The organism is Evansella cellulosilytica DSM 2522 (genome assembly GCF_000177235.2).
GTDB classification, from domain to species: domain Bacteria; phylum Bacillota; class Bacilli; order Bacillales; family Salisediminibacteriaceae; genus Evansella; species Evansella cellulosilytica.
Genome location: NC_014829.1, coordinates 1,686,559 through 1,700,046, shown reverse-complemented (window position 1 = coordinate 1,700,046; position 13,488 = coordinate 1,686,559). Strand labels below are relative to the sequence as shown.

At 37.5% G+C, this 13,488-nt stretch carries 14 protein-coding genes; 2 read left to right on the top strand and 12 right to left on the bottom strand.

What is annotated here, in order from left to right; translation table 11 throughout:
* From BCELL_RS07590 to BCELL_RS07575, 5 genes are all read right to left on the bottom strand, one after another.
* The gene (locus BCELL_RS07590; protein WP_041808732.1) at positions 1 to 897 is read right to left on the bottom strand and encodes a cation diffusion facilitator family transporter; all 897 of its coding nucleotides are present in this window, start codon (positions 895 to 897) and stop codon (positions 1 to 3) included.
* 421 nt (positions 898 to 1,318) lie between these two features.
* Positions 1,319 to 2,245, bottom strand: a complete 927-nt coding sequence (gene secF, locus BCELL_RS22040; protein ID WP_013488103.1) for a protein translocase subunit SecF — start codon at positions 2,243 to 2,245, stop codon at positions 1,319 to 1,321.
* Complete coding sequence (gene secD, locus BCELL_RS22035) at positions 2,235 to 3,548, bottom strand: protein translocase subunit SecD (protein WP_013488102.1); 1,314 nt, start codon at positions 3,546 to 3,548, stop codon at positions 2,235 to 2,237. The genes secF and secD overlap by 11 nt, the downstream gene beginning before the upstream one ends.
* 211 nt (positions 3,549 to 3,759) lie before the next feature.
* Entirely contained in the window at positions 3,760 to 4,083 is a 324-nt protein-coding gene (locus BCELL_RS07580; protein WP_013488101.1) for a post-transcriptional regulator, read from the bottom strand.
* A gap of 22 nt (positions 4,084 to 4,105) precedes the next feature.
* Positions 4,106 to 4,906, bottom strand: a complete 801-nt coding sequence (locus BCELL_RS07575; protein ID WP_013488100.1) for a DUF368 domain-containing protein — start codon at positions 4,904 to 4,906, stop codon at positions 4,106 to 4,108.
* A gap of 160 nt (positions 4,907 to 5,066) precedes the next feature.
* Here BCELL_RS07575 and spoVB point away from each other — a divergent pair, with 160 nt between their 5' ends.
* Positions 5,067 to 6,620, top strand: a complete 1,554-nt coding sequence (gene spoVB, locus BCELL_RS07570) for a stage V sporulation protein B (RefSeq protein ID WP_013488099.1) — start codon at positions 5,067 to 5,069, stop codon at positions 6,618 to 6,620.
* Positions 6,621 to 6,696: 76 nt separating this feature from the next.
* Here spoVB and BCELL_RS07565 read toward each other — a convergent pair whose 3' ends face one another.
* Both BCELL_RS07565 and BCELL_RS07560 read right to left on the bottom strand, forming a co-directional pair.
* A complete protein-coding gene (locus BCELL_RS07565; protein WP_013488098.1) occupies positions 6,697 to 7,356 on the bottom strand; it encodes a DUF421 domain-containing protein in 660 nt (219 codons plus the stop codon).
* A 241-nt stretch (positions 7,357 to 7,597) separates the two neighbouring features.
* Positions 7,598 to 8,887, bottom strand: coding sequence for an ArsB/NhaD family transporter (locus BCELL_RS07560; protein ID WP_041808166.1), 1,290 nt, complete (start codon positions 8,885 to 8,887; stop codon positions 7,598 to 7,600).
* A gap of 200 nt (positions 8,888 to 9,087) precedes the next feature.
* Here BCELL_RS07560 and BCELL_RS07555 point away from each other — a divergent pair, with 200 nt between their 5' ends.
* Entirely contained in the window at positions 9,088 to 9,468 is a 381-nt protein-coding gene (locus tag BCELL_RS07555; RefSeq protein ID WP_013488096.1) for a TIGR04086 family membrane protein, read from the top strand.
* Positions 9,469 to 9,604: 136 nt separating this feature from the next.
* Here BCELL_RS07555 and yajC read toward each other — a convergent pair whose 3' ends face one another.
* From yajC to ruvB, 5 genes are all read right to left on the bottom strand, one after another.
* Positions 9,605 to 9,865: a preprotein translocase subunit YajC gene (gene yajC / locus BCELL_RS07550; RefSeq protein ID WP_013488095.1), complete on the bottom strand. Its 261-nt coding sequence runs from the start codon at positions 9,863 to 9,865 to the stop codon at positions 9,605 to 9,607.
* A gap of 170 nt (positions 9,866 to 10,035) precedes the next feature.
* Positions 10,036 to 11,175 carry a tRNA guanosine(34) transglycosylase Tgt gene (gene tgt, locus BCELL_RS07545; protein WP_013488094.1) on the bottom strand — a complete coding sequence of 380 codons (1,140 nt, stop codon included), beginning with the start codon at positions 11,173 to 11,175 and terminating at the stop codon, positions 10,036 to 10,038.
* Positions 11,176 to 11,202: 27 nt separating this feature from the next.
* Positions 11,203 to 12,231 (bottom strand): tRNA preQ1(34) S-adenosylmethionine ribosyltransferase-isomerase QueA, encoded by a 1,029-nt coding sequence (queA, locus tag BCELL_RS07540; protein WP_013488093.1) that lies wholly within the window; start codon positions 12,229 to 12,231, stop codon positions 11,203 to 11,205.
* A 36-nt stretch (positions 12,232 to 12,267) separates the two neighbouring features.
* Positions 12,268 to 12,486: a DUF2905 domain-containing protein gene (locus tag BCELL_RS07535; RefSeq protein ID WP_013488092.1), complete on the bottom strand. Its 219-nt coding sequence runs from the start codon at positions 12,484 to 12,486 to the stop codon at positions 12,268 to 12,270.
* Complete coding sequence (gene ruvB / locus BCELL_RS07530) at positions 12,483 to 13,484, bottom strand: Holliday junction branch migration DNA helicase RuvB (RefSeq protein WP_041808726.1); 1,002 nt, start codon at positions 13,482 to 13,484, stop codon at positions 12,483 to 12,485. The genes BCELL_RS07535 and ruvB overlap by 4 nt, the downstream gene beginning before the upstream one ends.
* Positions 13,485 to 13,488 lie beyond the last annotated feature (4 nt).

The window sequence follows — 13,488 nt, the reverse complement described above, 5'->3', positions numbered from 1 at the left end:
TCACTCCTTTTCAGTCGAATAAGGATTAATATGTACCCTTACATCTTGTACGTATTCATCCTCCATCAGTTTTGCTTTGACATTTTTTCCTATCGTATGCCCTTCCTCAACAGTGATTTCAGGATTTACTGCAATTTTTATATCTACAATGACATAATGACCATGCTCACGGGCCAATAGCTCGTCTACTTTAAAAACACCTGCTACATTTTGAGCAGCTTGTAGCATTTCCTCTGTATCTTCATCGTGTAATACGTGGTCTAGCGTATTATGTATAGATTCACTTCCTAGTTTCCACGCCATTTTTCCAATTAGTATCGCAACAAACAATCCTGCTACAGGGTCTGCATAAACGAGCCAAGGGATCCCTACATATCCGCCAATAATAGAAGCGCCTATTCCTAACAATGCTGCTATTGAGGAAAAAACATCTGATCTGTGATGCCATGCGTCTGTAATTAAAGCATCACTTTTATACTTCTTACCCAAATATATCTTATAACGAAACATAAGTTCTTTCACGACTATCGAAAAAATAACCGCATAAATAGCAATAATCCCAGGAACAGCAATAGGTTCAAAGAAAGCATTTATTGCACCAATCGCAATTTCTAAACCAACAATGAATAAAAGCACTGCTACAATGATGGCTGTAATTGTCTCCGCTTTACCGTGTCCATAAGGGTGGTCCCGATCAGGTGGTAACTGTGCTGCACGAATACCAATAAGAACAGCCACTGAGCCAACAACATCAGAAGCTGAGTGCACAGCATCAGCCACTAACGCCCGACTATTCGCTAGCATACCGACAATAAATTTTATAACTGCAAGAGCAATATTTCCAATAATACCTACCCAGGCTCCAAATTTAACCTTTTTATATCGTTCTTCCTTCATGACATCTGTACCATTCACTTTAGCCACCTACCATCGCTTTAATATCCTCTAGTACATTATTTGTAACAACATGTATTTTTTATTAGTATTCATGTGTAATTCTTTATTACTCACCCTTTTTCCATATTCATGGAAAGAGAATTTGCTTTTAGATTCAGAAACGAAAAAGTGAACAAACACCAGTGATTAAATTTTTCAAGGTGGGAATCGACTTCATCATTAACAGGTAGATCAAAAGGTGGATTTTTTCTATATGAGTCAGAGACCTTCAATAATGTGCGGGAGTTTCCACTATCACTTAAAGCCCACTATAAGTGGATTATAGTGGGCACTCGGTAAGTATAGTTAATCGTTATATATTGGTTTTGTGTAAACCTCACACAGCGAGTATAGGAATTGCTTGTACCTATTAGTAGCTCTACTATGCATTTGTTGGCTCTACTGGATTTCGCTTCTTTTTTGCTAACTGTCTCGATTTTAATACTAACCAAAGCTGTGCAGCGATGAATAGCGACGAGTATGTTCCTGCAACAAGCCCTACTACTAAAGCAAAGGAGAAAGTACGAAGCGCTTCTCCACCAAAGACAAATAATGCCCCGGCAGCAAATACAACAGTTAATACTGTGTTGATTGAGCGTGCCAATGTTTGTACTAGGCTTTTATTCACTACTCTAGCAACGTCATCAAAATTCTTGACTTTCTTTTCGTAGCTCATATTTTCTCTAATACGGTCGAATGTCACGATCGTGTCATTAATCGAATAACCTACTATCGTAAGTACTGCGGCGATAAAAGGAATGTTCACTTCCATTTGTAAAATACTAAACACCACTAATATAAATAACGCGTCGTGAAAGAGAGCAACAATTGCTGATATACCGTATAAGAACTCAAAACGGATTGTAACATATATAATGATCCCAACGGCTGCAATTAAAACAGATATAATTGCATTTCGCGCTAACTCTTCCCCTACCATAGGTGTAACCGTATTTACTGTAGGCCTGTTCTCGTATCGTTCCTCAAAGTGACTTTGAACTGCTAGTCCTTCGTCTTGTGTAAGCCCACCAATGAAGACTGCTCGTCCAATTTCATTATTATTTCCTGCAATAGTAATATCATCTGGTTCAAAACCAATCGCTTCAAATTCCGCTTGAATTTCTGCTGTAGTAACAGAATCATTTGATAACACATCAACCGTCGTTCCACTTCTAAAGTCTATTCCAAGGTTCAAGCCTAAAGTTGCTAACAAAACGACACCTAGCAAAAGGAGAGTCCCAGAAAATACGAAAAATTTCTTGCGATGTTTTACAAAATCTAATTTAGTTTCTTCGTGATCAAAGTTCACCTATTTCACTCTCCTTTACACCAAACAGACGAGGCTTTCCATTTAATGCTCGACTATTTACCCATAACCCAAGCAATAAGCGTGAGCCAAAGACAGATGTTAAAAAGCTCGTTACTATACTCACGATCAGCATAACTGCAAAGCCTTGTACAGCACTTGTACCGAAGTAAAATAATACTGCTGCTGCTAACACTGTCGTAATATTTGCATCTAATATCGTCGATAATGAGCGGCGACTACCAGCTTTAAAAGCACTCATGACTGTTTTTCCAGAACGAATCTCATCTTTTATACGTTCATATGTAATAATGTTTGCATCTACAGCCATACCCACCCCTAAAATAAGGGCAGCGATTCCTGGGAGCGTTAATACGGCATTCATCCAGTTAAATACGACGAGGACGATATAAATATACACGCTTAAAGTAACTACAGCTACAGCACCCATAAAACGATAATAGAAAAGCATGTAGGCAAATATTAAAGCGATTCCGACAAATCCAGCAAAAACTGCTTGATCCATTGAACGTTCACCAAGAGATGCTCCAACAGAGTTAGCATAAAGCTCTTCAAGCTCTACTGGAAGTGCACCAGCGTTTAATATGCCTGCAAGCTGGTTTGCTTCTTCTAGTGTGAAATCCCCATTGATTTCAATATTCGATGTACGTAGTGTTTCACCTACTGTAGGAGCGGATACTATTTTCGAATCTTCCTTTAAAATTTCCTCCGCATACGTATCGCCCTCTTCCCAATCTAGCCAAATGACAAGTCGATTTTCTGGGAAATCCCTTGGCCATATTTCGGACGTTACATCTCCAAACAGATTGGCGTCTCTTATCGTAACGGTTACATTCGGTTGATTTAATTCAGTAAAGCTTTGTCTAGCTCCACCTTCAACTAAGTCTGAGCCATCAAGCATTAAGTTGTCGTCAACATCACGGAACGATAACCTAGCTTGAGTAGATAATAACTCTCTTGCTGTTTGCTCATCAGAGACACCAGCTAATTGGACCCGTATCCGGTCATCTCCTTCAACTCGTACATTTGGTTCAGAGACACCTAAAACGTCAATACGTGCTAAAAGTGACGTAACAGTATCACTTAAAACAGCTTGATTTATTTCTTGTCCTTCATTTATAGGTTGCGCTTCGTATAACACTTCAAAGCCACCTTGTAAATCTAATCCTAAATTAATTTCTTCAGCATGATCAAGCACGGTCGTAGCTATTAATGCAGCAAAAGCTGCAACGACAACAAAAAATGTAATGATCAGACCCTTTTTGACCCCTCTTTTCTTTTTCATCAACAAATGATCCTCCTTCAACGAACGGGTGAACTTCATTCCAGTTTCAAATCGATAACAATATGTAATCGTACTAGTAAGCCTCCCTTGTCCATTATAGACTTGTAAAAAAAGCTCTGCAATACTAGTACATTATTCTATTGGAACTGAAAAAGTGAGAGAACACCACTTTTTCAGTGCCCTTTGGTCTTTCCCTTATTCAGTTCTTCCATTATTCTAAGACCTCTTTTTTCTTCTCATAGTGATTTAAACGAAAATCAATTGGTTCTTCATCGTTGAACCAGCTTGGTCCTCTGTACGCTTCTAATGTCAACCAATTCATGTAATGGTTCACATTTAAATGGAATAATTGTTGAACGACCCAATGTGGTCTTAATGTTTCGGGAACATCAAGTCTTGGTAGCATGGACATAAAGCATGCCCAAACATCCTCTTGACTAACTCTATCATGTCCTAACAGCTGCCATTCTTCTGCTTTACTTTGTAATACAGGCTTCACTTCTTTTTTCCAGTAATCCCAATTGTGTTTAGTCATTATGAAACCCTCCTCTTTTTCTCTATCCTTTTGATCCGAGTAAGAAGGCAGTCGCTGCCCCTCCAATAAACGTTATCAAACTAGGAATAATGACGTAAGTCGAACTTATTCCAGGATAGACCACAACTGTCGATCCGATCACTAGTCCGATGATGACAGCATACGTCATGTAATGGTAGTTTTTCAACAAAAATTTTATTAGTTTACTGCATATAAAAAATCCAAGGAGAACACCTAACCCAATCACTATTAGTATTGGTAAATTAAAAGTTGCTAGCGCGTTAATAGCTGTTGTATGAGCTCCAAGTACAAGTAGCACGAGAGAACCACTTATCCCTGGCAATAGCATAAACATACTCGCTATCCAACCTGCAAAAAATAGTACAATCGCGTCACCTAACGTAAGTGACTCAATGATTTGATGATTTTCTGGTAAAAAACTCATCAATCCGACTAATATAGCGGCAATGATAATAGCAAAATAGTGGTTGGTTTTGAATGTTTCTTTAGCACGTGATTGACTAATTAATAATGGGACAACCCCAATAATTAAGCCTAAGAAAAAAAATCTTGTCGGTTCTTCAAAATGTGTTAAAAGTAATTTAATAATATTGCTAAATCCAACGAGCGCTAACGCCATTCCAGCTCCAAGTGGGATTAAAAACAGTAAATGACGCTTCCAATCCTTTGTCGTTATCCCATTAATCGCAGCAATTAAACGATCATAGATGCCTAGCATCACCGCAATCGTACCACTGCTTACTCCTGGAACTAACTCAGTAATTCCCATCATGGCACCGCGATACAAGTTTCTCCATTCCACTTCCACATTCTCCTCTGCGCTGTAGTTTTCGTACCTCTCATTTTATGTAATTTCAAAAAGAACTGAACCATTTTCGTAAACTTGTCATGCTTGACCACTTACTCAGCATATACATTTTTATAGAAAAAATCTATTGTTTTTATAGAAAGTAGGGCTGTTTATGACGAAGCAATCCTTTCTTAAAGGAGCATTCATTCTAATAATAGCAGGACTTATTACTCGATTATTAGGCTTTATTAATCGGATAGTTGTTGCCCGTATTATGGGAGCAGAAGGTGTCGGCTTATATATGATGGCTGTTCCTACCCTTCTTCTCATTATTACTTTAACACAATTGGGGCTTCCTGTAGCAATATCAAAATTAGTAGCAGAAGCCGATGCTGATAATGATCGCGAAAAAGTAAAACGAATCTTAGTAGTATCACTATCCGTAACAGGTGTATTAAGTATTGTATTTACAGCCATTATGATTCTCGGTGCACCGATTATCTCTCAAACATTATTGACAGATGCTCGTGCTTTTTATCCATTGATTGCCATTTCACCTATCGTTCCAATCGTTGCACTTTCCTCTGTATTACGAGGGTACTTCCAAGGATTACAAAACATGAAGCCAACTGCTTATTCACAAGTCATCGAGCAAGTCGTGAGAATTACGCTAGTAGCAGCTTTTACAACTGCATTTTTACCACTTGGGCTAGAATATGCCGCAGCAGGAGCAATGATTTCTGTCGTGTTTGGAGAGCTAGCATCTCTTATTTTTATGATTACAATGTTTAAAAGGAATAAGAAAATACGTATTAGAAGACAATTTTTCACATATGTGAAAGGTGGTAAAAGAACTTTTCATGATTTAATGGGTATCGCCTTACCGACAACAGGAAGCCGATTAATTGGATCCTTTTCGTTCTTCCTCGAACCAATTGTTGTTGCCCAAAGCCTTGCACTAGCTGGGGTTGCTACAGCGATGGCAACGTCACAATATGGAGAACTCTCAGGCTATGTTATACCAATGCTTCTTTTACCGACTTTTATTACGTATTCTCTATCTGTATCTCTAGTTCCTGCTATTAGTGAAGCTGCATATCAAAAAAATTACAGTATGATTCACCACCGGCTATCACAAGCGTTGCGATTAGCATTAGTCTCTGGTGGCGCAGCTGTTGTTGTACTCTTCGTTTTTGCAGAACCTATTATGGACTTAGTATACGATGCTCCAACAACAGCAGCCTATATTAAAATAATGGCTCCTTTTAGTTTATTTTTATACTTTCAATCGCCGTTGCAAGCAACACTACAGGCTTTAGGACTTGCAAAGGCAGCAATGATAAATAGCTTTATTGGAGCATTCGTAAAAATTGCGGCCATCTTTATTCTTGCATCACGCCCTGAGTTTGGCATTATGGGTGCTGCTCTCGCTATTGTTATCGGTTTTTTACTCGTTACATTTTTACACTTTGCAACCGTTGTTAAGGCGATTAGTTTCTCATTACGTATAAGGGAAGTTCTTAAAGTGGTGATAGCGATGGTAGTTTCCGGCGGGCTAGCGATGTGGTTATTGGAACACTTTTTATTACAGCATAGTTTAATTATAAAAACTGGTGTAAGCATTACAGTTGTATTTCTAGTATACATGCTTTTTATTACACTTTTTGGATTAATAAAAAAAGAAGAGGCATCCCGTATCCCTATTTTAAAAAACTTGGTCAAATAAATTGAATGACAAAGAGGGTAAATCAATAGGTAAGTTAAGACCTTTTGATTCACCCTCGATATTTAGTTATTACTTATTACTCATCAATTAAATCTACGTAAAAGGAATCATCCTCCTTTAAGGAGCAAAATGAAATTTTTTTTATATCTTTAAAGCCAAGGTTTTTAAGTTGCTGACGTAACCAGAACTGATTTTTCCCTAATTGTTTCAAGTGGTCATGCTTAATTTTCCCATCCAATATTAATGGTAATGGAAGAAAATGTGGATGAGATTTAGCATTTGGTCCAGTTTCTTTTTTAATGATTGATAAATCACCAGATGGCTCTAAGATTGCAAACTCGACATCAGACATATATTTAATATCCTTTTGTCTCAACTGCAACATTAAGTCGTCAAAATTGTAACGTTGTTTACGCATTTCCTTTTCATCAATTTTCCCGTTTCTAATAATAACAGAAGGTTTTCCATCAATAAATTTTCGGAGATTTTCACTTTTTAATGAAACGTATGCGAGACTAATTTGAATAAACATAAGAACTAACATCGGAACAATTTGGTGCGACATAGGTGTCGAGCTATCCTCTATAGATAATACCGCTAATTCTGCCAGCATGATCGAAATGACAAAGTCAACGACAGAAAGTTCCCCAATTTCCCGTTTACCCATCATCCGAAAAACGAGGAGAATTACTATATAGATGACAATTGTTCTCATAATCATCGTTCCAAATACCATATGTAATCCGCTCCTCTACATACTCTTTCCTATTTATTTTTACCATGCAGTTCAAATCCATGAATGAAAAGGTATGGAAATTACCCATCTAAAGTCGTTTACAAGTTTATTCATTGTAAAAAACGAATAAAGGGAGACTCAAAAGGTTGATTTTTACCAATTGAGACTCCCTATATAAATCATCGTTTTCTTACATTGGGTTTACGACAAATTAGTTATTCCTAGGACTTTCCGCGGTTTGTCATTGGAAATATATTAAATACCTAAAGTAAATATAAATACTCGAAATAATGAACGATACAATCGCTGTCGGAGCTCCGATCTTTAGGAAATCCATATAACTAAACGGTTGCTTCGCCTTCATAGCTAGACCAGCTACAATAACATTGGAACTAGCACCAATTAATGTACCATTTCCTCCTAAGCATGCACCTAATGCAAGTGCCCACCAAAGTGGATCTAAGTTTGTCATACCATAATCTTGGAATTCTAATATTACTGGTATCATTGCCGCAACAAATGGGATATTATCTACAAAACCAGAAAGTATGCCGGATGACCAAAGTATAAGCATGGCTGTTTTTGGTACGTCACCTTCTGTATAGTATATAATCGATTTTGCAATTTCATCAATAATACCTACTTCCTTTAAGCCTCCTACTAACATAAATAAACCTACAAAGAAAAAGAGTGTCACCCATTCAACGCCTTGAAATACTTCTTCAGTCTCTTTATCTTCATGTGTTAAAAGCATTAACAACAACGCACCCGCCATCGCCACGCTTGTTAAATCTACATTTAGTAAAGGTTGGATCATAAAACCTATTGTTGTTAATGTAAGTACTGTTACGGATTTAAACAAAAGATTTTTGTCCTTTAAGTAACTTCGAGGATGCACCTTCATTAATGTACGTTGATCCTCAAGCTTTACGTGCAATTGCTTCCTGTATAAAAAGCAAATACCAATCATAATGACTATGTATATCACAAGAACTACAGGGCCTAAATGAACTAAAAAATCATTAAACGTGAGATGATCAACAGCCTGGCCAATCATTAGGTTAGGAGGGTCACCAATTAACGTTGCAGTCCCTCCAATATTTGAAGCTAAAATTGTTGCCATTAAATAAGGGATGGCAGATATATAAAGCATTCTCGTTAATGTAATAACAATTGGCACCATTAACAGAACAGTCGTCACATTATTTAATAGCGCAGATCCTATTGCTGTTAATGTTGAAACCATAATTAGGAGAGGTATCGGTTTACCCTTTATAATTTTCGCTAAAAATACGGCTAAGTATTCAAAAAATCCACTTTGGCTTGTAATCGACACGAGAATCATCATTGATAATAACAGTACGATCGTATGCCAATCTATATGATTTAAAAATGCAGCATTTAAATCAAGAACCCCTGCAAAAAGCATAAATACGCCACCTAGACATGCAATAAGTGCTCGATTCATTTTTTCACTTATAATAAAGATATAGCTAATCGTAAATATAACTAAGGCAAAAAACCAATCCATTCCTGTCCCTCCCCATTCATTCCATACATTGTATGAGGCAAAGTGGACAAACATGAATCAATTCATCATGGAGAATTCGCCATTTATTTTATTTTCATATTTTATTCACATAGAGAAGTAAACAAATTGCATAAAAGCTCGTCTAAATTTCAGTTACGTGAATATGCATAAAGTAAAAGCTTTAGGGAGGGAGAGAATCTATGCATCATCGACTATTTAGCAGTGCTTTATATGGAATACTCACCATCTTAATACTTGTGATCGTTGCTAGCTTCATTAGTTCAGCACTACTTCGTTTTACATCACTACAAGAGGGCAGCCTCACTTGGTTTTTAATTGGATTTCCATTTTTAGCAGTATTTATTGGAGGGTTTATCGCTGGAGGAAGAACAGGCCAAAAAGGATGGTTTGCCGGTGCTGTTACCGCCATTCTTTATTCTTTTGTCATTTTCCTCGTACAATTTTTAGGCTATAATCAAGGCTTTGACACTACACAACTATTGATTCATAGCGGGTATGTAATTGCAGCAATATTAGGTGGTATTATTGGCGTTAATGTAAGAGGAGAATCTTTTAGTTAACGAGAGGTGGGACTCCAAAGTTGTAGAGACCCGAGTTTTCTAGAAAAAGCTAGTGAAACCTTACATGGGAGACAATCACTAGCCTATAGTTTAAAAAACCGATTTCCACTATAACTCCAGGAAATCGGTTTTTACTTTAATCTTTATTTATTACATCACGTACAGCTTGACGATCAAAAGTGAGCTTAGATGATCCTACATCTAAAACGATACGATCTTCGTCAATGGCATCAATCTTACCATGTAAGCCACCAATCGTAATAATTTTATCTCCCTTTTGAAGCGCTCCATGCATTTCTTGAATCTTCCTTTGTCGCTTTTGTTGTGGACGAATCAATAGGAAGTAGAAAATCGCAAACATTAACAATAGAGGTAATAATGCTGTCATAAATTCCATGTATTTATTCCCCCCTTTCGGTGATAAACCACGTTGACTTTTCTCTCTTATGTACAAAAGTCTGTATTCATCTTATTTCATTGTAAACTTGTCTACTATACTATTTTAGACAATAAGTATTGATAAAATCAATAGATAACCTATATGTTACACAATTTTACTCACCAAACTTAAAAGTTTTTAGCATTGGGTTTATTAAAACCATACATTTCAAAAAATTCTTCTCTAAAATCTAAGAGACGATCTTCTCTAATTGCTGTTCTCACATTTTCCATTAACGTTAATAAAAAATGTAAATTATGATACGTAGTTAATCTAAAACCAAATGTTTCACTGCACTTTACTAGATGTCTAATATAGGCTCGGCTATAATTTTGGCAAACGTGGCAGCTACAGTTTTCATCAATCGGTCTAAAATCACGTGCATATTTAGCATTTCGAACGACTAGGCGCCCTTCACTTGTCATTAAAGTACCATTTCGTGCAATTCTAGTTGGTAGTACACAATCAAACATATCAATCCCTCTAATAGCACCATCAACTAAAGAATCAGGAGAACCTACTCCCATTAAGTAGCGCGGCTTGTCTTGGGGTAAAAGTGGTGTTGTGTACTCTAGCACTCTGTTCATCACGTCTTTAGGTTCACCAACAGACAGTCCTCCAATTGCGTAACCTGGGAAATCCATTGCAATAAGGTCATTTGCGCTCTGTCGTCTTAACTCCTCATACTCCCCACCTTGTACTATTCCAAAAAGACCTTGTTCATCTGGTCGAGCATGCGACTTTATGCACCTTTCAGCCCATCGTGTTGTACGCTCCACAGAAGCTTTCATATAGTCATATTCAGCAGGATATGGTGGACATTCATCAAAAGCCATCATTATATCAGGCCCGAGGTCATTTTGAATGCTCATACATTTTTCAGGTGATAAAAATAAGCGTTCACCATTTAAGTGATTTTTAAACTCCACACCCTCCTCTGTAATCTTTCGCATATCACTTAAGCTAAATACTTGAAAGCCACCAGAGTCAGTTAAAATTGGTCTATCCCAATTCATAAATTTATGGAGTCCACCTGCTTCTTTAATAATGTCATGCCCAGGTCTAAGCCAAAGGTGATACGTATTACTTAATATAATTTTTGCCCCCATATCCTTTAAGTCCTCAGGGCTCATCGTTTTAACGGTTGCCAACGTTCCTACTGGCATAAACATCGGAGTCTCAAAAGATCCATGTGGCGTGTGAACAATCCCGAGCCTCGCTCCTGATTGCTTACACGTCTTAATATGTTCATATGTTATTGCCGCCATTTCTACACATCCTTTACGTAATTGACGTTAAATAATTAGCATTGCATCGCCAAAGCTGAAGAAACGATATTTTTTTTCAACAGCTGCATTGTAAGCACTAAGGATATTCCCTCTTCCTGCAAAGGCACTTACAAGCATGACAAGTGTAGATTTCGGCAAATGGAAATTAGTGATCATGCCGTCTATTGCTTTGTACTGATAGCCTGGATAAATAAAAATATTCGTCCAGCCAGATGACGCTGTAAATGCTCCATCGTGCTTTGACGCAATTGTTTCTAGCGTCCTTACCGATGTGGTACCTACTGCAATTATTTTATTGCCATTACTTCTTGCCTCGTTTAAAACACTTGCCGCTTCACTAGTCATGTCATAATACTCTTCATGCATCGTGTGTTCTTTCACATTTTCTACTGCTACAGGCCTGAATGTCCCTAAACCTACATGTAGTGTAATAAAAACAATATGTACACCTAACTGTTCAATGTTTTGTAAAAGTTCCTTCGTGAAATGGAGTCCTGCTGTCGGCGCTGCAGCAGAACCGCTATGCTTCGCAAATACGGTTTGATATCGATCTTTTTCATCAAGTTGCTCCTGTATGTATGGTGGTAAAGGCATTTCACCCAACTCATCTAATATTTCATTAAAAATCCCATCAAACTCAAACTGGATTTTTCTAATGCCTTCCGGTAATTCTTCCACACATTTACCTATGAGCTTTCCCTCTCCAATAACGATTTTTGTTCCTATTTTCACACGTTTCGCTGGTTTCACTAATGCTTCCCAAGTATAGTCACTTTCTTCACGTAAAAGCAAAAGTTCTATTTTTGCACCCGTGTCCTCTTTTATCCCAAATAGCCTAGCAGGCAATACTTTCGTATTATTTAACACTAACACATCGCCTTTTGAAAAATATTGCAATAAATCTTTAAAGTGACGATGCTCTATACTCCCATTTTCCCTATTTAGCACTAATAGTCTTGATGCTGTTCTATCTGCCAGTGGAGTTTGGGCAATTAATTCTTCTGGTAAATGAAAATCAAATTGTGTAACATCCATACTTTTTTTCAACCTTTCTTTCTTCCTAAATAAGCATTAACGGAAACGCCCTATAATGAAAAAGACTAAGGATAATAATATACTAATAACGATAGAAGTGACAATAGGAAAGTAGAAAGTCGTATTCCCTCGCTTTACGAATATATCACCTGGTAATTTTCCTAAAGATAAGTATTTCCCACCAACTTGCCACAATAACCCCACTATGATTAAAATAATACCTAGAGATATGAGTAATTTCGGCAGTTGATTCACTTTCGAGGCACCTCCATTTGTAAATGTTTATACACATCATCAGTAACCATTCTTCCCCTTGGTGTCCGTTGTAAAAAGCCAATTTGTAATAAATATGGCTCATATACGTCTTCAATTGTATGTGACTCTTCCCCTATGGTCGCTGCGATTGTATCTAATCCTACAGGTCCACCTCTAAACTTTTCAACTATATTCCGCAGTAGCTTGTGGTCTATTTCATCGAGTCCTAACTTATCTACTTGTAGTAATTGAAGAGCATGTTGCGTTACGTCAAGCTTAATAGTATTATCTCCTTTAACCTGAGCGAAATCTCTTACCCTACGAAGTAATCGATTTGCTATTCTAGGTGTCCCGCGAGATCTTCGAGCAATTTCAATTGCTGCTTCATGGTCTATTTCAACATTCATGACTAACGCAGTTCTTTCCACAATTTCTGTCAGTTCTTCATGAGTATAGTATTGTAATCGACTCACAACACCAAATCGGTCCCTTAAAGGCGCAGATAGCATTCCTGCTCTAGTTGTTGCCCCTACTAATGTAAATGGTGGAAGGTCTAAACGAACAGAACGAGCAGAAGGCCCCTTTCCTATGACAATATCTAAGCAAAAGTCCTCCATCGCTGGATATAGAACTTCCTCAACAGAGCGATTAAGCCTATGAATCTCATCAATAAACAGCACATCTCCTGGCTCTAATGCAGTTAAAATCGCGGCTAAATCACCTGGTCTTTCAATCGCCGGTCCCGATGTCGTACGTAACTGAACATTCATTTCATTAGCGATAATCATGGACAGTGTTGTTTTCCCTAATCCAGGAGGACCATAAAGAAGTACATGATCTAGCGTTTCTTCTCTCATTTTTGCAGCTTCAATAAAGACATTGAGATTATTTTTTACATTTTCTTGACCTATATACTGTGTTAGCGTTTGTGGTCGTAAACTATGCTCCTCCCAATCTTCTTGTTGGTTGGATTCACCGCTTACTAATCGATCATCCATCATT

What these genes read in the sequence shown, in the direction of transcription:
- ruvB (WP_041808726.1), bottom strand. Translation starts at nt 13,484, where the DNA reads ATGGATGATCGATTAGTAAGCGGTGAATCCAACCAACAAGAAGATTGG.
- secD (WP_013488102.1), bottom strand. Translation starts at nt 3,548, where the DNA reads ATGAAAAAGAAAAGAGGGGTCAAAAAGGGTCTGATCATTACATTTTTT.
- yajC (WP_013488095.1), bottom strand. Translation starts at nt 9,865, where the DNA reads ATGGAATTTATGACAGCATTATTACCTCTATTGTTAATGTTTGCGATT.
- spoVB (WP_013488099.1), top strand. Translation starts at nt 5,067, where the DNA reads ATGACGAAGCAATCCTTTCTTAAAGGAGCATTCATTCTAATAATAGCA.
- BCELL_RS07580 (WP_013488101.1), bottom strand. Translation starts at nt 4,083, where the DNA reads ATGACTAAACACAATTGGGATTACTGGAAAAAAGAAGTGAAGCCTGTA.
- BCELL_RS07560 (WP_041808166.1), bottom strand. Translation starts at nt 8,887, where the DNA reads ATGGATTGGTTTTTTGCCTTAGTTATATTTACGATTAGCTATATCTTT.
- BCELL_RS07555 (WP_013488096.1), top strand. Translation starts at nt 9,088, where the DNA reads ATGCATCATCGACTATTTAGCAGTGCTTTATATGGAATACTCACCATC.
- BCELL_RS07590 (WP_041808732.1), bottom strand. Translation starts at nt 897, where the DNA reads ATGAAGGAAGAACGATATAAAAAGGTTAAATTTGGAGCCTGGGTAGGT.
- queA (WP_013488093.1), bottom strand. Translation starts at nt 12,231, where the DNA reads ATGGATGTTACACAATTTGATTTTCATTTACCAGAAGAATTAATTGCC.
- BCELL_RS07565 (WP_013488098.1), bottom strand. Translation starts at nt 7,356, where the DNA reads ATGGTATTTGGAACGATGATTATGAGAACAATTGTCATCTATATAGTA.
- tgt (WP_013488094.1), bottom strand. Translation starts at nt 11,175, where the DNA reads ATGGCGGCAATAACATATGAACATATTAAGACGTGTAAGCAATCAGGA.